At 64.2% G+C, this 24,757-nt stretch carries 23 protein-coding genes and 1 riboswitch; of the genes, 8 read left to right on the forward strand and 15 right to left on the reverse strand.

Features of this window, described 5'->3' with window-relative positions:
* Window positions 1–75: 75 nt before the first annotated feature.
* From ACFSNN_RS33700 to ACFSNN_RS33715, 4 genes are all read right to left on the reverse strand, one after another.
* Entirely contained in the window at window positions 76–711 is a 636-nt protein-coding gene (locus ACFSNN_RS33700; RefSeq protein ID WP_134464409.1) for a carbonic anhydrase, read from the reverse strand.
* A gap of 316 nt (window positions 712–1,027) precedes the next feature.
* The gene (locus tag ACFSNN_RS33705) at window positions 1,028–1,336 is read right to left on the reverse strand and encodes a DUF4148 domain-containing protein (protein WP_134464407.1); all 309 of its coding nucleotides are present in this window, start codon (window positions 1,334–1,336) and stop codon (window positions 1,028–1,030) included.
* Window positions 1,337–1,481: 145 nt separating this feature from the next.
* Window positions 1,482–2,633 carry a porin gene (locus ACFSNN_RS33710; protein ID WP_134464405.1) on the reverse strand — a complete coding sequence of 384 codons (1,152 nt, stop codon included), beginning with the start codon at window positions 2,631–2,633 and terminating at the stop codon, window positions 1,482–1,484.
* A 302-nt stretch (window positions 2,634–2,935) separates the two neighbouring features.
* Window positions 2,936–3,202: a DUF1488 family protein gene (locus ACFSNN_RS33715; protein WP_134464403.1), complete on the reverse strand. Its 267-nt coding sequence runs from the start codon at window positions 3,200–3,202 to the stop codon at window positions 2,936–2,938.
* 215 nt (window positions 3,203–3,417) lie between these two features.
* Here ACFSNN_RS33715 and ACFSNN_RS33720 point away from each other — a divergent pair, with 215 nt between their 5' ends.
* The gene (locus tag ACFSNN_RS33720) at window positions 3,418–4,911 is read left to right on the forward strand and encodes an MDR family MFS transporter (RefSeq protein ID WP_134464401.1); all 1,494 of its coding nucleotides are present in this window, start codon (window positions 3,418–3,420) and stop codon (window positions 4,909–4,911) included.
* Between the two features lie 66 nt (window positions 4,912–4,977).
* On the opposite strand, the gene ACFSNN_RS33725 is transcribed toward ACFSNN_RS33720, so the two are convergent.
* The 3 genes from ACFSNN_RS33725 to ACFSNN_RS33735 all read right to left on the reverse strand — a co-directional run bounded on the left by ACFSNN_RS33725 (window position 4,978) and on the right by ACFSNN_RS33735 (window position 8,110).
* The gene (locus ACFSNN_RS33725; protein ID WP_134464399.1) at window positions 4,978–6,102 is read right to left on the reverse strand and encodes an alpha/beta hydrolase family protein; all 1,125 of its coding nucleotides are present in this window, start codon (window positions 6,100–6,102) and stop codon (window positions 4,978–4,980) included.
* 2 nt (window positions 6,103–6,104) lie between these two features.
* Window positions 6,105–6,998 (reverse strand): AraC family transcriptional regulator, encoded by an 894-nt coding sequence (locus ACFSNN_RS33730; protein ID WP_134465613.1) that lies wholly within the window; start codon window positions 6,996–6,998, stop codon window positions 6,105–6,107.
* A 218-nt stretch (window positions 6,999–7,216) separates the two neighbouring features.
* A complete protein-coding gene (locus ACFSNN_RS33735; RefSeq protein ID WP_134464397.1) occupies window positions 7,217–8,110 on the reverse strand; it encodes a LysR substrate-binding domain-containing protein in 894 nt (297 codons plus the stop codon).
* Window positions 8,111–8,303: 193 nt separating this feature from the next.
* Between ACFSNN_RS33735 and speB the strand changes: the two genes are divergently transcribed.
* Together speB and ACFSNN_RS33745 are read left to right on the forward strand one after the other, a co-directional pair.
* Complete coding sequence (speB, locus tag ACFSNN_RS33740; protein ID WP_134464395.1) at window positions 8,304–9,281, forward strand: agmatinase; 978 nt, start codon at window positions 8,304–8,306, stop codon at window positions 9,279–9,281.
* Between the two features lie 57 nt (window positions 9,282–9,338).
* Window positions 9,339–10,424: a polyamine ABC transporter substrate-binding protein gene (locus ACFSNN_RS33745; protein ID WP_377688722.1), complete on the forward strand. Its 1,086-nt coding sequence runs from the start codon at window positions 9,339–9,341 to the stop codon at window positions 10,422–10,424.
* Window positions 10,425–10,451: 27 nt separating this feature from the next.
* Here the strand turns inward: ACFSNN_RS33745 and ACFSNN_RS33750 are convergent, their stop codons facing one another.
* Window positions 10,452–11,384 (reverse strand): LysR family transcriptional regulator, encoded by a 933-nt coding sequence (locus ACFSNN_RS33750; RefSeq protein ID WP_134464391.1) that lies wholly within the window; start codon window positions 11,382–11,384, stop codon window positions 10,452–10,454.
* A 135-nt stretch (window positions 11,385–11,519) separates the two neighbouring features.
* Between ACFSNN_RS33750 and metE the strand changes: the two genes are divergently transcribed.
* Window positions 11,520–13,814, forward strand: coding sequence for a 5-methyltetrahydropteroyltriglutamate--homocysteine S-methyltransferase (gene metE, locus ACFSNN_RS33755; protein WP_134464389.1), 2,295 nt, complete (start codon window positions 11,520–11,522; stop codon window positions 13,812–13,814).
* 94 nt (window positions 13,815–13,908) lie between these two features.
* On the opposite strand, the gene cobM is transcribed toward metE, so the two are convergent.
* The 4 genes from cobM to cbiE all read right to left on the reverse strand — a co-directional run bounded on the left by cobM (window position 13,909) and on the right by cbiE (window position 17,795).
* Entirely contained in the window at window positions 13,909–14,634 is a 726-nt protein-coding gene (gene cobM, locus ACFSNN_RS33760) for a precorrin-4 C(11)-methyltransferase (RefSeq protein WP_134464387.1), read from the reverse strand.
* 62 nt (window positions 14,635–14,696) lie between these two features.
* Window positions 14,697–15,419, reverse strand: coding sequence for a cobalt-precorrin-6A reductase (locus ACFSNN_RS33765; protein ID WP_208949622.1), 723 nt, complete (start codon window positions 15,417–15,419; stop codon window positions 14,697–14,699).
* 2 nt (window positions 15,420–15,421) lie between these two features.
* Window positions 15,422–16,519, reverse strand: coding sequence for a cobalt-precorrin-5B (C(1))-methyltransferase (locus ACFSNN_RS33770; RefSeq protein ID WP_134464383.1), 1,098 nt, complete (start codon window positions 16,517–16,519; stop codon window positions 15,422–15,424).
* 58 nt (window positions 16,520–16,577) lie between these two features.
* The gene (gene cbiE, locus ACFSNN_RS33775; RefSeq protein ID WP_134464381.1) at window positions 16,578–17,795 is read right to left on the reverse strand and encodes a precorrin-6y C5,15-methyltransferase (decarboxylating) subunit CbiE; all 1,218 of its coding nucleotides are present in this window, start codon (window positions 17,793–17,795) and stop codon (window positions 16,578–16,580) included.
* Between the two features lie 84 nt (window positions 17,796–17,879).
* Window positions 17,880–18,058: riboswitch (cobalamin riboswitch) on the forward strand.
* Between the two features lie 84 nt (window positions 18,059–18,142).
* On the opposite strand from cbiE, the gene cobG reads away from it, so the two are divergent.
* From cobG to cobJ, 4 genes are read left to right on the forward strand one after another with little or no spacing between them, the layout of a single operon-like run.
* Window positions 18,143–19,876 carry a precorrin-3B synthase gene (gene cobG / locus ACFSNN_RS33780; RefSeq protein WP_408901753.1) on the forward strand — a complete coding sequence of 578 codons (1,734 nt, stop codon included), beginning with the start codon at window positions 18,143–18,145 and terminating at the stop codon, window positions 19,874–19,876.
* Window positions 19,869–20,495 (forward strand): precorrin-8X methylmutase, encoded by a 627-nt coding sequence (locus tag ACFSNN_RS33785; RefSeq protein WP_134464377.1) that lies wholly within the window; start codon window positions 19,869–19,871, stop codon window positions 20,493–20,495. The genes cobG and ACFSNN_RS33785 overlap by 8 nt, the downstream gene beginning before the upstream one ends.
* Complete coding sequence (locus ACFSNN_RS33790; RefSeq protein ID WP_134464375.1) at window positions 20,496–21,227, forward strand: precorrin-2 C(20)-methyltransferase; 732 nt, start codon at window positions 20,496–20,498, stop codon at window positions 21,225–21,227.
* Window positions 21,224–22,927 (forward strand): precorrin-3B C(17)-methyltransferase, encoded by a 1,704-nt coding sequence (gene cobJ, locus ACFSNN_RS33795; RefSeq protein ID WP_134464373.1) that lies wholly within the window; start codon window positions 21,224–21,226, stop codon window positions 22,925–22,927. The genes ACFSNN_RS33790 and cobJ overlap by 4 nt, the downstream gene beginning before the upstream one ends.
* A gap of 15 nt (window positions 22,928–22,942) precedes the next feature.
* Here cobJ and ACFSNN_RS33800 read toward each other — a convergent pair whose 3' ends face one another.
* The 3 genes from ACFSNN_RS33800 to ACFSNN_RS33810 form a co-directional block, all read right to left on the reverse strand.
* Window positions 22,943–23,554: a hypothetical protein gene (locus ACFSNN_RS33800; RefSeq protein ID WP_134464371.1), complete on the reverse strand. Its 612-nt coding sequence runs from the start codon at window positions 23,552–23,554 to the stop codon at window positions 22,943–22,945.
* Window positions 23,555–23,626: 72 nt separating this feature from the next.
* Entirely contained in the window at window positions 23,627–24,262 is a 636-nt protein-coding gene (locus ACFSNN_RS33805) for a hypothetical protein (RefSeq protein WP_134464369.1), read from the reverse strand.
* Window positions 24,259–24,738 carry a DUF2778 domain-containing protein gene (locus tag ACFSNN_RS33810; protein WP_134464367.1) on the reverse strand — a complete coding sequence of 160 codons (480 nt, stop codon included), beginning with the start codon at window positions 24,736–24,738 and terminating at the stop codon, window positions 24,259–24,261. The genes ACFSNN_RS33805 and ACFSNN_RS33810 overlap by 4 nt, the downstream gene beginning before the upstream one ends.
* Between the last annotated feature and the right edge of the window lie 19 nt (window positions 24,739–24,757).

The raw sequence follows: 24,757 nt of genomic DNA on the forward strand, positions 1-24,757 counted from the left end.
CGAGCCGGCATGAGCCGTGAAAGTTGGTCGCGCACGCGACGTCTCATCGTGCGCCTCTCACGTTCAAACATCAAGTTAGACGGCGTAGATGTCCGGGTTGTCCACCAGCGGCAGGAATTTTCCGCTAGATCCGTCGAGCGCGAGCATCGTGCCGCTTTCGATATCGAAGATCCAGCCGTGCAGCCGCAGCGTCTTGTTCGCGAGCCCGACTGCCACCGAAGGATGCGTGCGGATGTTCGCAAGTTGCGCAATCACGTTGTCCTTGACGAGCGCGGAGAGGCACTCGGCGTCCGAATGGTAAGTGCGCGATGCGTTGATGGCCTTGGCCGCATCCGCGTGACGCAGCCAGCCCGCCACCGCCGGCAGATGATCGAGATTCTTGCAGGTCGAGATCGCCGTCATTGCGCCGCAATTCGAGTGGCCGCAAATCACGATATCGCGCACGCCCAACACGGCCACCGCGTACTCGACCGTCGCCGATACGCCGCCCGGTTCCGGACCATACGACGGCACGATATTGCCCGCGTTGCGGATCACGAACAGCGAACCGGGCTCGGTCTGCGTCAGCAACTCCGGTACGACACGGCTATCCGAGCACGTTACGAAAAGCGTACTGGGACTTTGCGCCATCGACAGGCGCTTGAACAATGCGCTCTGCTGGGGAAAGACTTCCTGTTGAAAGCGGATGAGACCTTCGATGATTTCCTGCACGGTTGTTCTCCAGATAAATCGAAGCCTGAGCCTGCAGTGCTCACGATAATATGAAAGCCGGGAGCATACATGCGATCTATTGGCGCGACTATACCGCAGCCTCAACCGCAGCCGCGAACCGGACAAATATGCGGGCGCGCGCACAGCGAATAAAAAAAGCCCCGGCTGTTACCAGCCGGGCCCAACTCTCTCGCTCGCACACCGGAAACCGTGCGTGCCTGACTACTTTACCGATACCGCCGAGGCGGATATATACGCCATGCTGGAAGAGTGCCTTCCAACGTGGCCCGCCTCACACCACGCGGGGCAGGTCGCATCAACGGCTATACATCGCATTCCAGTCGGCGGTCGACACAGCCGGGCGGCCGCTTTGCGACGAGCCCGCCACGCTGCCGCCATAACCGCTGGTCTCGCCGTTGCGCGCGGCGACGCGCGCTTGCGCAGCTTGAATCGCTTCCGGGTAACGAGCCTGATCGCCGTCGCCGACGTGATAGCCGGCCGCTTGCAGTTGAACCAGTTCCGCGCGCACCTGCTCGCGCGTGATGTGGGAATTCGATTGGGCGAACACGGTGGCCGAAGCAGCCAGCGAAGCGAGGATAACAACGGCCTTGATCAGGGATTTCATGATAAAAACAACCTCCGGTAATTGACGGTCGGCGGCGCTTCGAATCACGCTGCGCGCCACCGCTGAAGCCAATATAGGCGCCGATTCCTCGGAGAATAATGGCCGCCCGTCGAAGGGATTGTTCCTGAAACTGGAGAAATCACGCTCAGAAGCGCGTGCGGATTCCCACCGTTCCGACCACCTGATTACCCGTCGACGACGCGCCTCCCGCCGTGTTGATAAACGCGGTGTAACCCTTCCCGCTCACGTGCTGATACATCGCTTCGGCATACACGTCGGTGCGCAACGACAGCGAATAGACGGCCTGCAGGTTGATCTGATTCCATTTCGGATCGGAGCCGAAGCTCGAGGTGCCGCCCATATGCGCGTCCGTATAGGTGTAGGCCGCGCCGAGGCTCAGCGCGGGCGTCATGGTGTACTTGCCGTTCACTTCATAGTTATCGAAGCGCATCGAGCCATGCGTGGCGCCGAACGACGCGGTGTTCTGGAACTGGCTATGCGTATAAACGAAGCCCGCCGTCACGGGACCGAAACCATAGCTCAACGCGGCGCCGGCCGTGCGCTGCACCTCGGCGCCGAGCTGAAAGCCGTCCGTGCCGTTGGCCGCGGATTCGCCGAGATCGACCGCGCCGGCCGTGTTGGCGCTCGAGTTCGAACCGTTGATCTGCAAATAGCCGGCAGCGGCCTTGAACGGACCGCTGGTATAGCTTACGCCCGCGCTATAGGCACGATTGACCGCGAACTGCGTGTTGTTCGAGAACGCATACATTCCGCCGAACTTCAGACCGGCATAATTCGCGCTCGTGTACTTCACGGCATTGCTCATGCGCACCGAGTGATTCAGATTGTCGTTGTCGAACGGATGCGCGAAGCCGGTATCGCCGAACGTGCCCGCGGTGCCCGAGAGCGGCGCGACGAAGTCGACCAGTGAATCGTACTGGCGGCCCAGCGTGAACGTGCCGTCCTGCTTGCTGCTCAAGCCGACAAACGCCTGACGGCCAAACAGCCGGCCGTCCTGGCCGAGCTTGCCGTTCTGCACGTTGTAGCCGTTCTCCAGCACGAAAATCGCCTGCAATCCGCCGCCGAGATCTTCCGCGCCGCGCAAGCCGAAGCGGCTGCCGTTGATGTTGCCGCTCGTGGCCTGAACCAGCGCGCCCTGCGAGCCGCCCTTCTTCACGTTGTTGGTGTACATCACGCCGGCGTCGATGAGGCCGTACAGCGTGACTGAACTTTGCGCATGCGCCGTGGCGGCGGCAAGTCCCGCGAACGCCGCGACCGCGGCGGAAATCTTTTTCACGTCAATGCTCCTGCGTAGCTGGAATGTCGGGTTAAACAGCGACGCGAGTATAGAAACGCGGGCATCGAAAACGAATGCCCGCGCCCTGGAGCAGTCCTTTATGGAATCTGGAAGAATCCGTCATCTAAACGCAGCAATCGCGATGCGCCGCGCTTTAACGAGGTGTTTTGAAAGCTGAAGACGCGCGACCCGAGGTCTGCGCGCAATGACGGGGTTGTACGTGAACAACAGACGTCAGGCGTTGAGGCGCTTGCGAGCCCGGCGTGTGCGCCGGACTCATCCTCAATCGTCAACCGGGCCGCTTAGCTTCTGTTGAAGTCGCCGGTCTCCAGTTCCACGGACTGCCCGCCGTTTTTTTCGAGGACCTTGCGTGTAGCGTTTTCAATCTGCGCGCGGTTTGCCTCGAACGTGTTGACAAGGTTATGGGCCGATGGGCCGTCGTTGCCGAAATGCTCGTTCAGCGCGTCCAGCGATACGCTGCACCAGACGTCGGCCCCGTCGACATTGGCTTCGAAGGCGACGCGTGCCGCTGCGACCACTTCACGGCGTCCGGTGAATTCGATCCTCATGATGACCCTCCATTTGTCGAAAGAAAGCTTCAGGCGCGCAAACGCTGTGCCACGGCGGCTTGGTCCGCAAGGCCGACCGTTGTCAGCGCGCATTCTCAGCAGGGTGCATACTCGACATCGGCCGTCCTCGTACGGTCGTGCTGATGCGTCACGGCATGGCCACCCATGGCCACGCTGCCCGACGTGCCTTATATCCTAATACTAACTCCTGGCCCATGTCCCGCAACCCGCAATCGTCGCGTCCTCTCGTCATTGCCGCCGTGATGGCGTCCATGGCGATGGTCGCCATCGAAGCCACCATCGTTTCCACCGCCATGCCTCAGATCGTCGCGCAACTCGGCGATCTGCATTTGTATAGCTGGGTCTTCTCGTCGTTCCTGCTCACGCAGACCGCGATGACCGTCGTGTTCGGCAAACTCGCCGACCTCTACGGCCGCAAGCCGGTCATGCTGGCCGGCATCGCGATCTTTCTGCTTGGCTCGGTGCTGGCCGGCTTCGCGTGGTCGATGCCGGCCATGATCGCGTTCCGCCTGATTCAGGGCGTCGGCGCGGGCGCGATCCAGCCGGTCACGCTCACCATCGTCGCCGATCTTTATCCCGCGCGCGAACGCGGCAAGGTGCAAGGCTACCTCGCGAGCGTCTGGGCGATTTCCGCGGTGGTGGGTCCGATGGTCGGCGGCTTCATCATTCACAACATGTCGTGGGCGTGGATCTTCTGGATGAACGTGCCGATCGGCCTCGCCTCCGCGGCGGGCTTCATCGCGTTCCTGCGCGAATCGGAACGGCATGCGCGTCCTTCGATCGATTTCGGCGGCGCGGCGCTGTTCATGGCGGCGATCGCCGCGCTCATGATGGCGCTCACCTACGCCGGCGACGACCAGGTCGCGCAAGCGTCGATGGCGGGCGGCGTCTTCGCGCTGTGCGTGCTGCTGTTCGTGTGGCAGGAGCGCCGCGCGGCCGAACCGATGATCTCCTTCGCTCTCTGGAGCCGCCGGCCGATTGCCGCCTCGAACGGCGCGACGTTGCTGTCCGGCATGATCCTGATGGGCGCGACCACGTTTTTGCCGATGTACGTGCAGGGCGTGCTGCATCGCTCGCCGGTAATCGCCGGCCTCGCCCTGACGATGATGATGGTGGGCTGGCCGACCGGCGCGACGCTCGCGGCGAAGTCGTTTCATCGCCTCGGCTTGCGGCGCATTCTCATTGGCGGCAGCGCGGCCATTCCGCTCGGCGCGGTGCTGCTGCTGTTCCTGTCGCCCGGCGGCTCGCCGCTCGTCGCGGCGTTCGGTTCGCTGATCATGGGCTTCGGCATGGGCACGTCGAGCGTCAGCTGCCTGATCCTGATTCAGGAGATCGTTCGCATGGACGAACGCGGCAGCGCCACCGCGTCGAATCTGTTTTCGCGCAATCTCGGCAGCACGTTGGGCGCAACGCTGTTCGGCGCGGTGCTCAACTTCGGACTCAGTCATTCGAAAGGCGCTGCGGTGGTCACGTCGGATCAGTTGAAGGCGCTGCTGCAGAATCAGACCGCCAGCCTCGGTGACAGCGACATGATCCGCACTGTGCTGCATCAGTCGCTGCACCTCACGTTCATGTCGCTCTTCGTCATCGCGATCTTCGTGGTCGTGCTGCTGATGTTCGTGCCGGCCGTCAAGATCGGCGGCGACAGGAAGATGCCGATCGAAGCGTTGGCGCCGCTGGAGGATTGAGACGCGTGGCGGCGTACCGCGCGCTGCCACGCTCGGTTCGATAACGCCGACGCATTGCTGTTGGCGTCAGCGCGCCGGCAAGGTCGCCGCGAAAAAGCGGATCGCCCGGTCAGTTGCCAACGCATGCACCGCATCACGATCGACGCCCGGTCCATCCTGGCAAATGCCCGCGAGATGCGCGACCACCTCGGGGAGACAGGTGTCCAGAAAGGTGTAATGCGACGCGCCGGGCACCATCTCCACATGCGCGTTGGGCAGCAAGCCCGCGATGCGGTGAATGTTGGTGGCTACGGGCGCGGTGACATCGGCCTCGCCCGCGAGCAGCGAGACGGGAATCGTCACGTCTGCAAACGAGTTGCTATCGAAAGCTTCGCCGAGTGCGGGCGCAATCGCGAACACGGCTTTGACACGCTGATCGCGATACGACGCGCCTGACCGTGCGCGCGACGCCCTGGCCTCCGGCGAAAGATCGTCGAGCGTCAAAAGCGCTGCGCCCGATGCATCGCGGATCCGCGCCGCTTCCGGTGGATGACAGATCGCGTCGGCCTCGGGCGATGTGCAGAAACGCTCGAACGCCTGCAGATTGGTCCGCGCGCCCGCCAGTTCGAGCACCGTATAGCCGCCCAGCGAAAAACCCACCGCACCGATCCGCTCGCGGTCCACATGCGGCCCGAGCATTGGATCGGCGAGCACGCCGTCGAGCACTTCGCTTGCGTCGGTGGCGCGCTCCCACCAGAGCATGAAGCCGTCGCGCGTCATCGGCTCCGCCGCGCTGTTGCCCGGATGATTGGCGCCGGCCACGATATAGCCCTGCTCGGCGAGCGCGGCGGCCAGCCAGTCGAGACTGTCCGCCGTGCCGCCCGTGCCGTGCGAGAGCACCAGCAGTGGATAGCTTGCGCGCGCGGCAGATAGCGGCGCATCGTCGTCGGCGGCGTAGCCGTGAAAGATCGGCTGACCGGGCGCGCCGATCTCGTGCGGCGTCTGCGGCACGGATGTATCGACCGGATACCAGATGCGCGTCACCAGCGCCTCGGTTTTCGCGCCACGCCAATTGCGGGCCACGGCGGGATGGAATACGCGCATCGTCTCGCCCACATGCAGGTCGGCCTGATCCGCCGACGCGGCGCCTGCGCAACACAACGCCGCCGCACACGCCAATCCGGCGATGACGGCACAGCTCACACGAAACATGGTCAGTCCTTGCGGATAGGAATCATCAGGTCGGTCACGCACGTCTGCTGCAGACCGGCGACCAGTGGCACACGATACAGCTCCAGCGCGGGACGCCTGTCGCGCAAATAACCGCTTTGCGGCAGCCAGCCGCCGTAAAGCGCGCGAAAGGTTGGCGCGATCAGCGCATACGGCCCGATCAGCCGATGCACCGCATACAAGCCGCCTTCGAGCCGCAACGGTTCAACCACCTCGCTCGCTTCGACCGGCACGTCATGCGGCCCCGCGACAATTGCCGCGCGATAGCTGAAGCCTTCCTTCACCGCGGGATCGCGCACGCAGATACCCACGCGCTGATTCTTCGCTGCGTTTTCGTCGCAGCGCAGCATCGTCATGAGCGAGCGAAAGGTCTGGCCGATGGTTGCGACCGGGCCGTCGTGCCGAAGACTGAGCACGTGAAACGGCGCGATCTCCGTGAGTTCGACGGCAGGCAACGCCGGAGCTGGGGCATTGTTCCTCGACGCGGCGAGTTGTGCGTCCGCCGCCCGGCCTATGCATGGCGCGGCCAGACGTTTCTGCCGTGCCTTGAACTCGCTCGGCGAGACGCCGGTGAAGCCGCGAAACGCACGCGCGAAGGCTTGTGGGCTGTTGTAGCCGGCATCGTGCGCGACCGTGCTGACCGACGCGGCCGCATCGGTCAGCCGTTGCGCCGCTTGCGCAAGCCGCAGGCGCTGCACCGTCTCGACGACGCTTTCACCCGTCAGCGCCCGATAGACCCGATGAAAATGAAACGGCGACAGATGCGCGACCGCGGCGAGGCTCTCCAGCGTATGGTGCGCGCCGGGTTCGAGCAGAATCGCCTCGACCACGCGGGCGATCCGTCGGCGGTAATCACGTTCGGTGCTGGGCTTCATCATGGCGCTAGGATAGCGGCGTCGCGGCCGCAAGACGGTGCAGAGCTTGCCGAATTTCAGACGGGGTGGCGGGTGATGCGGCATGGTCTTTGTCGCGCGTGCCGGCGAGGCAGCATGCCGCTCGTGCCGGCGAGGCCTCATGATCTTTCCCGGTCGCGCAGGCGATGCAGCATGCTCTTTCCCACTCGCGCCGGCGATCGCGAGCATGCTCATTGCGCTCATTACGCCCCATGCTCCTCGCGGCACAGCGCGATCATCCACGCGTGCACCGCATCCACCGCCGCCGAACGCGCCGGTTGCGCCGAACGCATCAACCAGAGCGGCGCGAGCGCGAAGCCCGGCACTTGCGGCAGGACTTCGACGCGGCCGTTCGTCAACGCGTCGCCCGCGTCGAGTCGCGACACCATCGCGATGCCCGCTTCCTGCTCCGCCGCGGCTACGAGAAAACGTGGATCGCTGACCGTGAGCGCCCGGCGCGTGCGCAAGCCGCCGCGCTTCAAATCGGGCAGCCAGGGCGCCCATTCGGGATGCGCCTCGTGCACCAGCAACGGCGCTTGCGTCAAGACATCGGGGAACGGCGCATCGCGCAGACGGCGCGCCGTCAGCGGTCCGCAGATCGCCACGGCCGCTTCTTCCAGCAACGGCTCGCACACCACTTCCGGCGTTCGGATGGCCTTCGACGACACGACCAAATCGACATCCACGCGGTCGATCTCGTTGACTTCCTCGCCGGTCACGAGCCAAAGCTCCAGCGCGGGCAACGCCTCGGCGAACGCGCGCATGCGCGGCATCAGCCAGCCCGACGCGAACTGCGGCGCGCACACGAGAATCACCGAATCCGGATTGCCGTACGGCTCGATGCGATCGCGCCCATCGGCGAGCGTGGCGAGCGCCGTCGTCACGGTTTGCGCGTACAGCGTGCCTGCCGCCGTCAGCGCGACGCCGCGGCCGATGCGTCGAAACAGCGGCTGCCCGGTCCATTCCTCGAGTTGCTGGATCTGATGGCTGATCGCCGACTGCGTCAGCGCCAGTTCCTGCGCGGCGCGCGTGAAGCTGCCCAGACGCGCGGCGGCGTCGAAGGCGAGCAAGGCTTGCAAAGGTGGAAGTCTGCGCATCGTCTGGTTTGGGGCGAGATATTAGAAATATCGATACTTCCAGCAAGATTCTTCGCTTTTCGCGAGAATTTTTCCCCGCAATCATAGCGCCAGTTGCCCGTCACGCATAACTCACCGCTACGCGGTCGTTCCGGTAGACATGAGAAATATTTGTGCGACGAGCGCCTCATTCAATCCGACTGGATCGCTCCGTATGACCTCGAATCTGAACCCGCCGCACCCGTATTTAAAAAGCCCCGCCCAGGACGGCGGCCAACCGGCCGCGCCGACCTATGCGGGCGTGCTGTCTTTCATGCGCCGCCCCTACTCGCGCGATCTCACCGGCGTGGACGTCGCCGTCTCCGGCATTCCGCTCGACCTCGCCACGACCTTCCGCCCCGGCACGCGCTTCGGCCCGGCGGGCGTGCGCGCCGCCTCGGTACAACTGGCGGAACTCGGCGCGTTTCCGTGGGGCGTCGATCCTTTCGATCATCTGAACGTGGTCGACTATGGCGACTGCTGGTTCGACGCGCACAACCCGTCGGGCATTCGTGACGCGATCATCGCGCACGCCCGCGGCATTCTCGCCACCGGCGCGCGCATGCTGACGTTCGGCGGCGACCACTACATCACGTATCCGCTGCTGGTGGCGCACGTCGAGAAATACGGCAAGCCGCTGAGCTTGATCCATTTCGACGCGCATTGCGACACCTGGCCGGACGACAACCCCGACTCGCTGAACCACGGCACGATGTTCTACAAGGCGATCCGTGAAGGGCTGATCGATCCCGCGCGCTCGGTGCAGATCGGCATTCGCACATGGAACGACGACTTCATGGGCGTGCGCATTCTCGATGCGCCGTGGGTCCATCGCAACGGCACGCAAGCCACGATCGACGAGGTGCTGTCCATTGTCGGCAGCGCGCCCGCTTACCTGACCTTCGACATCGACTGTCTCGACCCGGCGTTCGCACCCGGCACGGGCACGCCGGTGGCGGGCGGCCTGAGTTCGGCGCAAGCGTTGGAGATCGTGCGCGCGCTGGGCGCCGTCAACCTGGTGGGCGCGGACGTGGTGGAAGTGTCGCCGCCCTACGACCACAGCGACGTAACCGCGCTCGCCGCCGCGCATCTCGCGTCGGACATGCTGTGCCTGATGCGCAATCAGAAACTGCAACGCTTGACGAATCGATAAGCCCGCGACCCGCACAACCCTTTCCCGACGAGATGCCCCACCATGCCCCGCACCACGATGAAACCGCTTCTGGCCGCCTTGCTGCTCGGCGCATTCAGTGCCGCCTCGCACGCGGACGAAAAACAGCTCAACCTGTACAACTGGGCTGACTACATCGCGAAAGACACCGTGCCGAACTTCGAAAAAGAGTCCGGCATTCACGTGCGCTACGACGTGTACGACGGCGACGAAACCTTGCAGGCCAAACTGCTGACCGGCTCGACCGGTTACGACGTGGTGGTGCCGACCTCGAACTTTCTCGCCAAACAGATCGAAGCCGGCATCTATCAGAAGCTCGACAAATCGAAGCTGCCGAATCTGGCGAACCTCGACCGCAATCTGCTGAAGCTGGTTGCCGACGCGGACCCCGGCAATCAGTACGCGGTGCCGTGGGCGTGGGGCACGACGGGGCTCGGCTACAACGTCACCCGGGTGAAGAAGATTCTCGGCAACGAAGCGCCACTCGATAACTGGGACATCCTGTTCAAGCCCGAGTATGTGAGCAAGCTGAAAAGTTGCGGCGTCTCCGTGCTCGATGCGCCGTCCGATGTGTTCGCGGTCACGTTGCACTATCTCGGCCGCGACCCGAACAGCGAGAATCCCGCCGACTATCAGGCCGCGTACGACGCGCTGAAAAAGATCCGCCCGTATATCACGCAATTCAACGCGACGAGTTACATCAACGATCTGGCGGGCGACGATATCTGCTTCGCGCTGAGCTGGTCAGGCGATGTCTCGATGGCGAGCCATCGCGCGCGTGAAGCCGGCAAGAGCTACGAGGTCAAGTACTTCATTCCGCAAGGCGGCGCGCCGGTCTGGTTCGACATGATGGCGATCCCGAAAGATGCGCCGCATCCCGAAGCAGCGCTTAACTGGATCAACTATATCGAGCGCCCCGAAGTGCACGCGGACATCACCAACACCGTGTTCTATCCAAACGCGGATGCCGCCGCGCGCAAATTCGTGCGACCTGACATTCTCAACGACCCGACCGTGTATCCGCCTGAGCCCGTGCTGAAAACGCTGTTTCTGCTCAAGCCCTTGCCCGCGCAGATCAAGCGACTGGAAGGCCGCTTGTGGGCGCAGTTGAAATCGGGTTCGTGAAGCGTCGTTGCATGAGCCGCGCATTCGTCACGATGTCTGGCCTTCTTCCGTCAGCAACTCGATGCCGTCGAGTTGCGCCGCGCAGGTATCGCGAACGATCCTGACAAAATCGTCGAAATAAGGCCGGCTTGCCAGGCCTTTCCCCGCCACCGCGTACAGTTCGCTCCACAGTCCCTGGGTGCCGACGCGCTTGGCCAGCACGTAATCGTGATCGACGTAGTTTTTCACGCCCCAGTTCGGCAGCGCCGCGATTCCGCGGCGGCTCGCCACCAGCTGCATGATGGCGATGGTCAGTTCCGCCGTGCGCCGTTCGAGTTTGATGCCGGCCGGCTCCAGCACCTGCCGGATCAGATCGATGCGCGCCTCGGGCACCGGATAGGTAATCAGTGTCTCGTCGCGCAGATCTTCCGACGTCACTCGACGCTTGTTGCGCAAGCGGTGTTCATTAGCCATCACCACCAGAATCTCGAAGCGGAACAGCGGCGCGATACGCAGGCCGCGCCGCGTGGCCGGTTTCGAGCCGATCACCACATCGGCCTTGCCGTCACTCAGCAAACGCAACGGATCCGCATGGAAGCCCGCGACGAGGTCCACTTCGACTTCCGGCCAGCGCCGGCGGAATTCGTCCATGACCGGCATCAGCCAGTCGAAGCAGGTATGGCATTCGAGCACAATGCGCAACTCGCCGCGCGTGTCGCCTTTCAGCCGAACAAGATCGCGCTCCGCCGCGCTCACCGCCGCGATCGTTTCGCGCGCGAGCGCAAGCAGCCGCTCGCCGGCGGCCGTGAAGCGCAACCCCTGCTTGGTGCGCTCGAACAACGACACCTCATAGTGCGCCTCGATATCGCGAATCTGATGCGAAAGCGCGGACTGGCTCAGATGCACGCGCTCGGCAGCCGCCACCAGCTTGCCCGACTCGGCAATGGCAATCAGCGAACGCAGGTGGCGAAGCTCAAGCATGGAATGGCTCCGCCTTGAACGAAAAAAGCTTGATATGAATCTGGCTCATACATTGGTGAAAACATGTCGCTTGATGAATCATAGCGTGACTTTCACACTGGGCGCCAATTCACACAACGAACAACAGGACTTCACATGGCCCGCACGCATATTCCCGGCTTTCCTCGCATTGGCGCGCAGCGCGAACTGAAATTCGCGCAGGAATCGTTCTGGCGCGGCGAATCCGACGAACGGTATCTGCGTGGCGTCGCGCGCGAACTGCGCGCCCGTCATTGGCAATTGCAGCAGGATGCCAAACTGGATTTCGTCACCGTCGGCGATTTTGCCTACTACGACCAGATGCTCAATCTGAGCGCGCTGCTCGGCGCTTTGCCGCAGCGTTTCGGCTTCGACGCGAAGACTTTATCGCTTGCTCAATACTACGAGCTCGCGCGCGGCAACGCTGCGCAACCGGCCATGGAAATGACCAAGTGGTTCGACACGAACTACCACTACCTCGTCCCGGAACTGGGGCCGCAGACGAGTTTCGACGGCGGCGTGGAGTGGCTGCTCGACGAAATCGACGAAGCGCTCGCATTGAATCTGCCGGTCAAGCCGGTGCTGATCGGGCCGATCACTTACCTGTGGCTGTCGAAGAGCCATGTCGCCGGCTTCGACCGTTTGTCGTTGCTGCCGAAGCTCGTGATCCGCTACAAGCGTTTGCTGGAGAAGCTCAAGCGGCGCGGCATCGAATGGGTGCAGCTGGACGAGCCGGCCTTGTGCGTCGATCTGCCCGCTGAATGGCTCGACGCGTTTTCCGCCGCGTATGACGTGCTCGGCACGTCGGGTGTGAAAGTGCTGCTGGCCACGTACTTCGAAAGCGCCGCGGAACACGCGCCGCGCGTAGCTGTGCTGCCCGTCGCCGGTGTGCATCTCGACCTGGTGCGCGCGCCGCAGCAACTCGACGCTTGGCGCGCGGCCTTGCCTAAGCACGCGGTGCTGTCTGCCGGCGTGATCGATGGCCGCAATATCTGGCGCGCGGATCTCGGCGAGATCGTCGAATCGCTGCAGGCCCTGCATGCGGAGTTCGGCGAACGCTTGTGGGTTTCGTCGTCATGCTCGCTGCTGCATGTGCCGGTCTCGCTCGATGCGGAGCAAAAACTCGACGCTGAACTGAAATCCTGGCTCGCCTTCGCCACCGAAAAACTCGACGAAGTCGCCACGCTCGCCCTCGCCTTGCGTGACCCTGCGGCGGCCGAGGCAACCCTCGCCGCAGCCGACCGCGCGCTCACAGCGCGCCGCCATTCCAGCACGGTGGTCAACGCGCTCGTGCAAAAACGCGTGGCCGCGGTGAGCAGCGCAATGGCCGACCGGCAAAGCCCGTTCGCCGATCGCAATCGACTGCAACGCGAAGCGCTCGCCCTGCCGCTCCTGCCGACCACCACGATCGGCTCGTTCCCGCAAACGCCGGCGATTCGCCAGGCGCGTGCCGCTTACAAACGCGGCGAACTGCGCGCGCTCGACTATCTGCAGCGCATGCGCGCCGAGATCGAGATCGCTGTGCGCAAACAGGAAGAGCTAGGCCTCGATGTGCTGGTGCACGGCGAAGCCGAACGCAACGACATGGTCGAATATTTCGGCGAACAGTTGTGGGGCTATGCGTTCACGGAAAACGGCTGGGTGCAAAGCTACGGCTCGCGCTGCGTTAAACCGCCGATCATTTACGGCGACGTGTACCGTCCCGAACCGATGACGGTCGAAACCACACGCTACGCGCAATCGCTCACGCCGCGTCTGATGAAAGGCATGCTGACCGGTCCGGTGACGATGCTGCAATGGTCGTTCGTGCGTGACGACCAGCCGCGCTCCACCACCGCGCTACAACTCGCGCTCGCGATCCGTGACGAGGTGACGGATCTGGAAAAGGCCGGCATTCGCATCATCCAGATCGACGAACCGGCGTTCCGCGAAGGTTTGCCGTTGCGTCGCGACGATTGGGCTACGTATCTGGAATGGGCCACGCGCGTGTTCCGCATTTCAGCCGCAGGCGTCGCCGATCAAACGCAGATTCATACGCATATGTGCTATTCGGAGTTCAACGACATTCTGCCGTCGATCGCCGCGATGGATGCCGACGTGATCACCATCGAGACCTCGCGCTCGGCGATGGAACTGCTCGACGGCTTTGGCGCTTTCGCGTATCCGAACGAAATCGGCCCGGGCGTCTACGATATCCACTCGCCGCGCGTGCCGGATGCGCAAGCCATGCAACGTCTGCTGGAGCGCGCGTGCGAAGTGATTCCCGCTGAACGCCTGTGGGTCAATCCGGATTGCGGGCTGAAGACGCGCGGCTGGCCGGAAACCGAAGCGGCGCTGACCAACATGGTTCGGGCCGCCAAGGCATTGCGTGCGAAGCTGATGGCGAAGCAGCCGGATGAAGTGACGGCGTGAGAGGACCGGCCGTTGGTCTGATGTTGATCTGGGGTTGATCGCTCATCCGCGCACTGTGTCTGGGTGCGCGGATGAGCTTTTTCATACGCGCCGTTCAGTCTTTCGCATACAGCGTCGAGTCCGCGAAGCCTTCCGCGGCCAGCACCTGGCCGACCAGAATCAACGCGGTCCGCTCGATGGATGTCGATTGCACCTTGCCGACAATATCGTCGAGCGTGCCGGTGATCTTCTCCTCGTCCGGCCAGCTAGCGCGATAGATCACCGCGATAGGACATGCTCCGCCGTAATGCGGCCGCAATTCATCGACGATGCGCGCAAGGTGCCGCACGCCAAGGTGAATCGCCATCGTCGCGCGATGCCGGGCGAGGTCGGCGAGCTGTTCGCCTTCGGGCATGCTGGTTTTGGTGGCGAAGCGCGTGAGAATCAGCGTCTGCGAAATATCCGGCAACGTCAGTTCGCAACCCAGCGCCGCCGCGCATGCCGCCGTGGCGGTGACGCCCGGCACGATCTCATAGGGAATCTTCAGCTCGCGCAGTCTGCGGATCTGTTCACCGATCGCGCCGTACAACGACGGATCGCCGGAATGCACGCGCGCCACGTCCAGGCCTTTGTCGTGCGCGGCCGCCAGCAACGCGACGATCTGATCGAGGTCGAGTTCGGCGGTATTGACGACCTGCTGCGCCGCGTGACCTTCGAGCACGGCAGCCGGCACGAGCGAACCCGCGTACAGGATCACCGGAGAACTGCGCACGAGGCGCTGCCCTTTCACCGTGATCAGTTCGGGATCGCCCGGACCCGCGCCGATAAAAAACACCGTCATTCACTACTCCATGATTCGTTGAGGCGGCTCAGCATGCATGAGCGATTCGTTCGGGCGCAGGCTCAATCGGCGACTTGCAGCGCGTCGAGCAGGTCGGCCACGTTCTCGAATTCCCTCCCGGCCGCCGGCAACTCGGGACGGCGCAGCATCACGACCGGCACACCGCGTTCACGCGCGACTTCGAGCTTCGCTTCAGTCGCGTGGCCACCGCTATTTTTGCTGACCACTACGTCGAAGGCTTGCAAAGCGAAGAGCGCACGTTCGCCTTCAAGCGTGAATGGACCGCGCGCCGCGAGTATCCGCGCGCGTGCCGAGTCTGCGTGCGCCTCAAGACAACGTACGACCCAGAACTGATGCGGCGGGATCTCGTCGAGATGCGCGAGCGGTTCGCGGCCTAGCGTGAAGAGCGGCTTTCTGAACGGCGCCAGCGCATCGGTGAGTTCGTTCCAGCCGCCGACCATGCGCCAATCGTCGCCGGCTTGCGGCTGCCACGCCGGGCGATGCAGTGCCCAATACGGCACGCGTGCGGCGCGGCTCGCCTGCGCCGCGTTCGCGCTGATTTGCGCGGCATAAGGATGCGTCGCGTCGATCACGAGATCGATACCTTCATCGACGATGTAGCGCGCCATACCTTCACTGCCGCCAAAGCCGCCGACGCGCACCGTGCACACCAGACCCTCCGGCACCTTGCCGAGGCCGGCGAGACTATACACGTGCTTAGGGCCGAGTTGCCTCGCGATCCGTAGCGCGTCGCCGGTGCCGCCGAGCAGCAGAATCCGCTTCATTTTCATTGCGCGGCTCCGATCAGCAAGCCCCGCCGGTCGATCGCGAACATTTCGACCTTGACCCGCGGCGGCACGATCTCGCGCGCCACCGCCAATGCATGCCGGCAGACGATATCGCCGAGCGGCACCCGCTGCGCGTGGGCCAACGCGACCGCCTGTTGACTCGTGTTGGCCGCGCGGATCGCCTCCTGAAGCGCGTCGTCGGCGCCCTGTTCGGCGGCCCATTGCGCGAGCCGCTCGAGGTCGATGCTCGAATTGCGGCTATGCAGGTCGAGATGACCCGCCGCCAGCTTGCTGAGCTTGCCGAAACCGCCGCATACGCTCAGGCGCTCGACCGGCGCGCGCTTCATATGCTTGAGCACCGCGCCGACGAAGTCGCCCATTTCGATCAGCGCGATATCCGGCAGGCCGTAGTGCGCGCGCATGGCGTCCTCGCTCGCGTTGCCGGTGCAGGCGGCGAGATGCGTGTAGCCGTTCGCGCGCGCGACGTCGATGCCCTGATGAATCGACGCGATATACGCCGAGCACGAAAACGGCCGCACGATGCCGGTGGTGCCGAGGATCGACAGGCCGCCGAGAATGCCGAGCCGCGGGTTCATCGTTTTCAGCGCGAGCGCTTCGCCGCCTTCCACGCCGATCGTCACTTCGAAGCCGCCGCCGTACGCGTGCTCCGCCGCGAGTTCGGCCAGATGCTCGGTCATCATCCGGCGCGGCACCGGATTGATCGCAGGCTCGCCGACCGGCAGCGTCAGCCCCGCGCGCGTCACCGTGCCGACACCCGGCCCCGCGCGAAACATCACGCCCGGTTCGGCGACGAGGCGCACGCGGGCGAAGACGATCGCCCCGTGCGTAACGTCGGGGTCGTCGCCGGCGTCCTTGACCGTGCCGGCTTCCGCGCCTTCGTCGCCATTCCCGAGCAGGCGGCAGAACACCAGCGGCATCGGCACATGCTGGCCTTTCGGCAACACGATCTCCGCCACTTCGCTGACGACACCCGCGAGCAACAGACGCGCCGCCGCCAGCGACGTCGCGGTGGCGCAACTGCCGGTCGTGTAGCCGCTACGCAGCGGCGCGGGCTGTTCGGGGGTTTCTTCGCGCATCAGGAACTCGCAGCGCTCGCAACGTTCGCGTTAATCATGGCATGGGTTCCGTGCATGCTTACGCTCCGCCGCCGGCCTGCTTCGTCATCTCCAGCAGCGTGATCGGCAACGCCTGCCGCCATGTATCGAAACCGCCAAGCGGTTGCGCGTCCGCCAAAGCGATCCGTGTCAATGTCCCGCCATGCCGCTCGCGCCATGCCGCCAAGACCGCCTCGCCTTGCAACGTAACCGCGTTAGCGACCAGCCGCCCGCCCTCGTGCAGACTCGCCCAGCAGGCCTCCAGCACGCCCGGCACCGTCACCCCGCCGCCGATGAACACTGCATCCGGCACCGGCAGCCCCTGCAGCGCTTCAGGCGCGCGCCCCGCCACGAGTTGCAGCGCAGGCACGCCCAACGCGTCGCGATTGTGTTCGATAAAGCGTTGCCGCTCCGCGTGCCCTTCAATCGCGATTGCGCGACAGCTGGCATGCGCGCGCATCCATTCGATGCCGATCGAGCCGCTGCCCGCGCCTACATCCCACAGCAATTCGCCTGGCGTCGGCGCGAGGCGCGCGAGTGTGATCGCGCGCACGTCGCGCTTGGTCAACTGGCCGTCGTGACGAAACGCATCGTCGGGCAAACCGCAGGTCAGCGGCAGACGCGGCGCGCCTTCGGTGGCGCGGCAATCGAGCGCGATCAGGTTCAGCGCGGCCACTTCGCCCGCGGACCACTGATCCGCGCGGCCGTCGATGCGCCGCTCCAGTTCGCCGCCCAGGTGCTCCAGCACGCTCATGCGGGTCGCCCCGAAACCGCGCGCGTTCAGCAGCCCGGCAAGCGCCGCGGGGGTGCGCCCGTCCGCGCTCAGCACGAACACGCGCGCGCCGTCGTGCAAATGCGCGTTCAGCGTGGGCAACGGCCGCCCCACCAGCGACACCGTCGCGACATCCTGCAACGGCCAGCCGAGCCGCGCGGCCGCCAGCGACAGCGACGACGGCGCCGGCAGCACCCGCAGTTCGCCCGCCGGCAATTGCCGCGCGAGCGTCGCGCCGACGCCGAACAGCATCGGGTCGCCGCTCGCCAGCACGCACACGGCGGCGCCGCGCTCGGCCAGCAAGGGCGCGAGATCGAACGGACGCGGCCAGGCGGCACGGCGCGCGGCGAGCCGCGCGGGCAGCATCGCCAGATGACGTTCGCCGCCGTACACCACCGACGCTTCCAGCAAAGCGCGCCGCGCGGGCCTCCCCAGACCGGCAAAGCCGTCGTCGCCTATGCCCACCACCGTCAGCCACGCGGGCATGCATCCATCCTCATTCTGTGTCTTCAAATAATGCGCTGTGCCACGCCGGTCAAAGCGTCCAGCCTCGTTGTGCTGTTCGAAAAAAGGCATAATACAGCCGCCGGTGCCCTTCGGGGCCGAAGAGGGAACACAGTGTCGCTGTGGCTGCCCCCGCAACTGTATGCAGCGAGTCCGCCTGCGCTCCACGCCACTGGTTCGACCGGGAAGGCCGCGGCGGACCATGACCTGCCAGCCAGGAGACCTGCCGGCAAGACTGTTCGTGCCAGCCAACATCGGGCGGGGTGTACCGATGCCGCAGCCATGCCCGCCTCACGGCATGCTCGGGCCGTCGCGCGACGCTCAACCCGGTGTCCGTCTTGAAGCAAGCTTCGCCTTCCTCCGTTTTATCCTACGCGGCCGCCACGCCGCGGCCTTCGGCGTGTCCGGGGCTGCTGCGCATCGTCGCCGCGCGCGACGGCGGGATTTGCCGGATCAAACTGCCCGGCGGCGAATTGAGCGCGGCGCAGGCGCTGGCGATCGCTGACGCTAGCGCGCGGCACGCGAGCGGGGTAATCGAGTTGACTAATCGCGCGAATTTGCAGGTGCGCGGGGTGAAGCGCGGTGAAGAGGCGGCGTTGATTGCTGAGTTGATCGATGCGGGTCTTGGGCCGATGCCGGTGAATGGCGTGGCGAGCCATGTGAACGCGACGGGTGCGGAGAACGCTGCGGATGCGGGGGCTGCCAGCGTTGTAGATGCAATAGCTGCCAGCGCCGCGAACGCGGAGGCGGACACGCGGAGCGGTACAGGTGCCGGAGCCGGAGCGGCGAACATAAAGGCAGAGAGCACCACACACGCCGAAACCGCGAACGCAAAGGCGGAGCGCGCCAAAGGTGCCGGAGCCGCGAAGGCAATGAATGAGTGGGCCTCAAACGCCCCGGACGCAACAGCGCAGCAGGCGGATACGGCCCACACACCCTCCGCCGCAGCCGACGACGTCCGCAACGTCATGATCAGCCCCGCAGCCGGGCGCGATCCCTCCGCGCTATTCGACACACGCCCGCTGTGCGCCGAACTACTCACGATGCTGCAAAGCGAAACGCGATTCGCGGCGCTGTCACCAAAATTCGCGCTGCTGCTGGACGGCGGCGAGGAACTCGCGCGAGTGGATCATCCGCACGATGTGTGGCTGGCGGCATCGCAAGAGGCGGACGGCGTGCGGTTCGTGTTCGGGTTCGCGGGTTTTCCGCCTGTGAGCGCCTATGCCGGCGCGCTTACGCAAAGCCAAAGCACGGCGTCTGAAAAACCGGGCGTGAACAACACAGGCGCACTAGCCGCGATCCTGCCGTCACAAGTGCCGGCACTAGTACACGCGCTGCTCCTCACATTCCTCGACCTCGCCGCCGCCGACGCCACACGCATGCGCCAGCTGCTAACCGCGCATTCCGCCGAAGCAATCCTGCACCACGCCCAGCGATACCTCGACTTCCCGCTGACGCAAAACGCGAAGCTCGCCAACTGGCATCGCGCTACACCAGCCGACGCCAACCTCCGCCTCGGCGCCCACGCCCAACGCGTGCCCGGAACCTGGCATGTCGGCGGCCAACCGCCGCTGGGCCGCCTCGACGCCGACACGCTGCATGAGCTCGCCACGCTGTCTCAACAGCACGGCAACGCCACGCTTCACCTGACGCCCTGGCAAAGCGTGCTACTGCCCGACATCGCCACACCCGCCGTCGCCACCGTGTTGTCCGGCCTGAACGCCCTCGGTCTCGCCAGCGATCCCGCACGAGCGATCACGCACCTGATCGCATGCGCCGGATCGAGCGGCTGCGCGAAGGGCCTCGCCGACACCAAGACCGACGCGTTGCGCCTCGCGGCTCGCCTGCCTGCCGGTGTCGACGTGCATCTGAGCGGCTGCTCGCGCTCGTGCGCCGCCGCGCATTGCGCGCCGTACACGCTGCTGGCCGCGGCGCCCGGCCTCTATGACTTTTATCGACGCGACGGCCGGCCCGGCTTCGGCCAGTGCGTCGCGCACCAACTGACGATCGACCAGGCCGCCGACATGCTCGAACGCCAGGTCCGGAGTGACACCGATGCTTGATTACATTCGCGACGGTCAGGAGATCTATCGCCAATCCTTCGCGACGATCCGTGCGGAGGCCGACTTGTCGCGCATTCCCGCCGACCTTGAAAAACTCGCGGTGCGGGTGATCCACGCGTGCGGCATGGTCGATGTGATCGACGATCTGCAATTTTCCGCGGGCGCGGGCGCGGCGGGCCGCGCGGCGCTCGCGCAAGGCGCGCCGATCCTGTGCGATGCCGGCATGGTCGCGCAAGGCATCACGCGCGCGCGGCTGCCGGCGCACAACGAGGTCATCTGCACGCTTACGCATCCGGACGTGCCGTCGCTTGCCCGCGAACTCGGCAATACCCGCTCCGCGGCGGCGCTCGAATTGTGGCGGCCGCATCTGGCGGGCAGCGTCGTGGTGATCGGCAATGCGCCGACCGCGCTCTTTCATCTGCTCGATATGCTCGACGCCGGCGCGCCCAAACCCGCTTTGATTCTCGGCTTTCCCGTGGGTTTTGTCGGCGCGGCCGAATCGAAAGCCATGCTCGCGGACGACAGCCGCGGCGTGCCTTACGTAGTGGTGCACGGCCGGCGCGGCGGCAGCGCGATGGCGGCGGCCGCCGTGAACGCGCTCGCCACGGAGGTCGAATAAATGGCGGCGCAAGGACGTTTGTTTGGACTCGGCGTCGGCCCCGGCGACCCGGAACTCATCACGCTGAAGGCGCTGCGCTTGTTGAAGGCGTCGCCGGTGGTTGCGTACTTCGTCGCCAAGGGCAAGAAAGGCAACGCGTTCAGCATCATAGAAGCGCATTTGCACGATGCCCAGCAGCATCTGCCGCTCGTGTATCCCGTCACCACCGAAGCGCTCGAACCGCCGCTTTCGTATGAAGCGATCATCGCCGACTTCTACGACACCGCCGCGCAAGTCGTCGCCGCGCACCTCGACGCGGGCAGCGACGTCGCCGTGATCTGCGAGGGCGATCCGTTCTTCTACGGTTCGTACATGTATCTGCACGACCGGCTCGCGGCGCGCTACGAAAGCGAAGTGGTGCCGGGTGTGTGCTCGATGCTCGGCGGCGCCGCCGTGCTCGGCGCGCCGCTGGTGTATCGCAATCAAAGCTTGTCGGTGCTCTCCGGCGTGTTGCCCGAAGACGAATTGCGCCGCCGTCTCGCCGATGCCGACGCCGCCGTCGTGATGAAACTCGGCCGCAACTTCGACAAGGTGCGGCGCGTGCTCGGCGAACTCGGTCTCGCGGACCGCGCGCTCTACGTCGAACGCGCGACGATGGGCAACCAGCGCATCGTGCCGCTCGCCGAAGTCGATCCGATGGCGTCGCCGTATTTTTCGCTGCTGGTGGTGCCGGGGGAAAAATGGCAAGGATGAGCGCACCCGCGATCGTGATTCTCGGCGCGGGCGCATTGGCGACGGCGCGGCGCATTCAGGCGCTGTACGCGGACAGCCAGGTGCATGCGTTGCGGGGACGCGTCGAGGCGGACGTGTCGTACGGCGAACTCGGCGCGCATCTGCGGGAACTGTATGCGCGTGGCACGCCGATCGTCGCGTTGTGCGCGGCGGGCATCCTGATTCGCTGTCTGGCTCCGTCGTTGTCGAACAAGGGCGTCGAGCCGCCGGTGCTGGCTGTCGCCGAGGACGGCAGCGCGGTCGTGCCGCTGCTCGGCGGTCTTGCCGGCGTCAACCTGATGGCGCGCGAGATTGCCGCACTGCTGGCCGTGCCGCCGGCCATCACGACGAGCGGCGAATTGCGTTTCGGCACCTGCGTGCTGAATCCGCCCGAAGGCTACATGCTCGCCGATATCGGTCAAGGCAAGCGCTTCGTGTCGGATCTGCTGGCCGGCGAGAGTACGCGCATCGAAGGCGAAGCGCCCTGGCTCGATGACGCGCAACTGCCTCGCTCCGACTCGGCGCGTCTCGCGATCCGCGTCACGCCGCGGGCATGGGACGGGCGCGACGATGAGCTGGTGATTCACCCACGCAGTGTGGTTGCCGCGGTGACGGCAGTAGAAGGCGAGATCGTGACGCGTGTGCGCGAAGCGCTGGATTCGCACGGGCTCGCGCCGCTGTCGCTCGCGGCATTGCTGGCCCCGTCTGAACGCATGGCCGACCCGGCGCTTGCCGAGGCCGCGGCGGACCTGAAGGTGCCGCTGCGTTTCGCATTAGCAGGTCCCCAAGTTGGCGTGCCACCGGGCAATCTGCTGCATGCGGCGCTGCGCATCCCGTACGAGACGCTGCACAACGACGCGTCCGCAGGCGTCGCGCTCGCGCTGGCGTCGCTCGCCATCGATCCCGATACGATCGGCCGCGCGCGCGGCCGCCTGACCGTGATCGGCCTCGGCCCTGGCAGCGCCGATCTGATGGTGCCGGCCGCTCGCACGGCGCTCGACGGCGCCACCGATATTCTCGGCTACGACACTTACGTGAAAATGGCCGGCCCGTTGCGCGCCGACCAGCGCGTGCACGGCACCGACAACCGCGAGGAAATGCAACGCGCGCGGCATGCGTTCGAACTGGCGAGCGAGGGACGCTCCGTGGCGATGGTGTCGTCGGGCGATCCGGGAGTGTTCGCGATGGCGGCGGCGGTGCTCGAGGCGCTGGAGTCGTCGGATAACGCGGACTGGGCTGCGGTCGAACTGACGATCTTGCCGGGTGTGTCTGCGGCGATGGCGACGGCGGCGCAGGCGGGCGCGCCGTTAGGTCACGACTTCTGCATGCTGTCGCTGTCCGATAATCTGAAGCCCTGGGCGATCATCGAAAAGCGTTTGCGGCATGCCGCCGAAGCGGATCTGGTGATGGCGTTCTATAACCCGATCTCGCGCGCTCGGCCGTGGCAACTGGATAAGGCGCTGAATATCGTGCGGGAGTATCGCGCGGCGCAGACTCAGGTGGTGCTGGGCCGCGATATTGGCCGACCCGGCGGCACGCTGCGCACGTTCACGCTAGGTGAACTGCGGTCGTCCGATGTGGATATGCGCACGATGGTGATCGTGGGGTCGTCCATGACGCGGCGATTTGGTGATGCGGCCGGAGGTGGGGAGTGGGTTTATACGCCGCGGTGGTATGAGTGAGTGGGCAGTCGGTGGTTATGATGTTTTCCAGTGGATGAACCGGCGCATCGCGAGACAGCAAGAAATAAGAAGCACACCGACGCATAGCGTTGCCATCGCCCAATACAGGTTGACGGCGAAATACGCCAGATAGTCGTCGGCATCTGCACCACCGCCCTGCCCCGTGACTGACTGATAGGCTTTGATAAGCGCCTTCACAGGAAGGGGAATGTCGACGGTGTACCTGCCGAACAAGAGCGAAAGATACCAGCCAAGATCGCAACTGACGACGAACGCAAGTAAAGACATGACAAGCATGACAAATAAAGGCAGTCTGGGAATCGCTTCGCCGTTTTTCCTTGCGATGAAATAGCGAGACCCCCACCTTTTAAGTCCCGCCAGTCCCCACGCAAACAGCAACGTAGCGATCAGCCAGTAGAGCAGCAACGCGAGCACTTCGATATCGACAGGATCTGCGAGATATTCAGCGCCGGTGTGGCGCAACCAGAACAGGATAAAAGCTTCCACACTGTCCGGCGTCTCGATGAGAACGAAGTCAACAAGATAGGTTGATCGCCACCCTTCCACCGCCGAGATCAAAATTAAGGCGATGTAAATCGAAAGATTGATTGCGAATCGCTTGTTCATTTCACGTCGACGGTTCCGTAGGCTCGCATGCCTGACCAATAATTAAAAAGATTGGATCTATGCGCGATGTGACTATGAATCCGCCGACGCACGCCGACCATTATTTTCTTTCCGCACAAACCGGCGTATCGCAAGACAGCAAAGAATCACGGGCACGCCGATAGCCACCGTAGCTACCGCCCAATAAAGATCCATCGCGTACAACAGCATGTCGAGATCTTGTTCCGACCTGGCGCTTTGGCCTGTGACTGACAGGCAGAATCTGATAATCGTTTTGACAGGCAACGGTATATGAAATGGGTAGCGCGTGAGTGGGCTCGTTAGGCTCCATCCAAGATAGCTAATAACGAGAAACGCTATCAACGACGTAGCGAGTGTTACGGGCAAAGGAAGCTTGGGAATCGCGCCAGCGCTCTTCCGCGCAATTAGGCTGCGAGACACCCATCGTTTGAATCCGATCAGCACTACCGCGGTCAAAAACGTGGCGATCGTCCAGTAGAGAAGCAGCGCAAGCATTTCCATGTCGTCGGCATTGGCCAGATTATCATTGCCGGTGACCGAGAGTACAAACCGAATCAATGCATCGACAAAAACCGGCATTTCGAGAGGCAGTAGTGTGAAGATGCACATCAGATACCACCCGCCGATAACAGAGCCGACAAGACAGGCAACGCTGAGCAGTATTTTCAGCCCATATTTTTTTATCATTTCACTTCGACCGTTCCATAGGCCTTCATTGTCGTGCCAGGAACGGGTAGCGTGCGTCCGCGCGAGCGAATATACTTATGTAGCCGCTCAAAGTCATTCGGCTCAGTCACAGTAATGCATCCTTCGCTCAATCGAAGCACACCCATTGGGTGCAACCTGAAATTGCCTCGTTTGATGCCGTTAATGTTGGTCGTGTCGCCAGAGACGGGATTCCATAGCATGAACCAGCTACGCCTGTCGGTGGAACCGGCGTACTCACCCAATAAGTCGCGAACCAGCCCGACAAAACCGCCTGATTTCCGATCAACCAGATAGTAGACGCCCTTGGGCAGAGGTCCGACATTCGGCACGGCCGTTTCATTGGGATTATCCCGGCCGCGACCGTTTCCTGAAAAAGCAGTGACCGGTACGGTTCCCTCACACGTGAAGGTCGACACGGTCAGCCCATTCAAAACAAACGTACACCTAACCGGCATATCCTCCTCCCCCGCTCGG

The organism is Paraburkholderia dipogonis (assembly GCF_042680985.1).
GTDB classification, from domain to species: domain Bacteria; phylum Pseudomonadota; class Gammaproteobacteria; order Burkholderiales; family Burkholderiaceae; genus Paraburkholderia; species Paraburkholderia phytofirmans.

Bases quoted from the DNA above. Each gene is read 5' to 3' on its own strand.
- ACFSNN_RS33750 (WP_134464391.1), bottom strand. From the start codon at position 11,384: ATGCTTGAGCTTCGCCACCTGCGTTCGCTGATTGCCATTGCCGAGTCG.
- ACFSNN_RS33800 (WP_134464371.1), bottom strand. From the start codon at position 23,554: ATGAACAAGCGATTCGCAATCAATCTTTCGATTTACATCGCCTTAATT.
- ACFSNN_RS33790 (WP_134464375.1), top strand. From the start codon at position 20,496: ATGGCGGCGCAAGGACGTTTGTTTGGACTCGGCGTCGGCCCCGGCGAC.
- ACFSNN_RS33705 (WP_134464407.1), bottom strand. From the start codon at position 1,336: ATGAAATCCCTGATCAAGGCCGTTGTTATCCTCGCTTCGCTGGCTGCT.
- metE (WP_134464389.1), top strand. From the start codon at position 11,520: ATGGCCCGCACGCATATTCCCGGCTTTCCTCGCATTGGCGCGCAGCGC.
- speB (WP_134464395.1), top strand. From the start codon at position 8,304: ATGACCTCGAATCTGAACCCGCCGCACCCGTATTTAAAAAGCCCCGCC.
- ACFSNN_RS33810 (WP_134464367.1), bottom strand. From the start codon at position 24,738: ATGCCGGTTAGGTGTACGTTTGTTTTGAATGGGCTGACCGTGTCGACC.
- cobM (WP_134464387.1), bottom strand. From the start codon at position 14,634: ATGACGGTGTTTTTTATCGGCGCGGGTCCGGGCGATCCCGAACTGATC.
- ACFSNN_RS33735 (WP_134464397.1), bottom strand. From the start codon at position 8,110: ATGCGCAGACTTCCACCTTTGCAAGCCTTGCTCGCCTTCGACGCCGCC.
- cobJ (WP_134464373.1), top strand. From the start codon at position 21,224: ATGAGCGCACCCGCGATCGTGATTCTCGGCGCGGGCGCATTGGCGACG.
- ACFSNN_RS33805 (WP_134464369.1), bottom strand. From the start codon at position 24,262: ATGATAAAAAAATATGGGCTGAAAATACTGCTCAGCGTTGCCTGTCTT.
- ACFSNN_RS33720 (WP_134464401.1), top strand. From the start codon at position 3,418: ATGTCCCGCAACCCGCAATCGTCGCGTCCTCTCGTCATTGCCGCCGTG.
- ACFSNN_RS33725 (WP_134464399.1), bottom strand. From the start codon at position 6,102: ATGTTTCGTGTGAGCTGTGCCGTCATCGCCGGATTGGCGTGTGCGGCG.
- cbiE (WP_134464381.1), bottom strand. From the start codon at position 17,795: ATGCCCGCGTGGCTGACGGTGGTGGGCATAGGCGACGACGGCTTTGCC.
- ACFSNN_RS33745 (WP_377688722.1), top strand. From the start codon at position 9,339: ATGAAACCGCTTCTGGCCGCCTTGCTGCTCGGCGCATTCAGTGCCGCC.
- ACFSNN_RS33770 (WP_134464383.1), bottom strand. From the start codon at position 16,519: ATGCGCGAAGAAACCCCCGAACAGCCCGCGCCGCTGCGTAGCGGCTAC.
- ACFSNN_RS33765 (WP_208949622.1), bottom strand. From the start codon at position 15,419: ATGAAGCGGATTCTGCTGCTCGGCGGCACCGGCGACGCGCTACGGATC.
- ACFSNN_RS33785 (WP_134464377.1), top strand. From the start codon at position 19,869: ATGCTTGATTACATTCGCGACGGTCAGGAGATCTATCGCCAATCCTTC.
- ACFSNN_RS33730 (WP_134465613.1), bottom strand. From the start codon at position 6,998: ATGATGAAGCCCAGCACCGAACGTGATTACCGCCGACGGATCGCCCGC.
- ACFSNN_RS33715 (WP_134464403.1), bottom strand. From the start codon at position 3,202: ATGAGGATCGAATTCACCGGACGCCGTGAAGTGGTCGCAGCGGCACGC.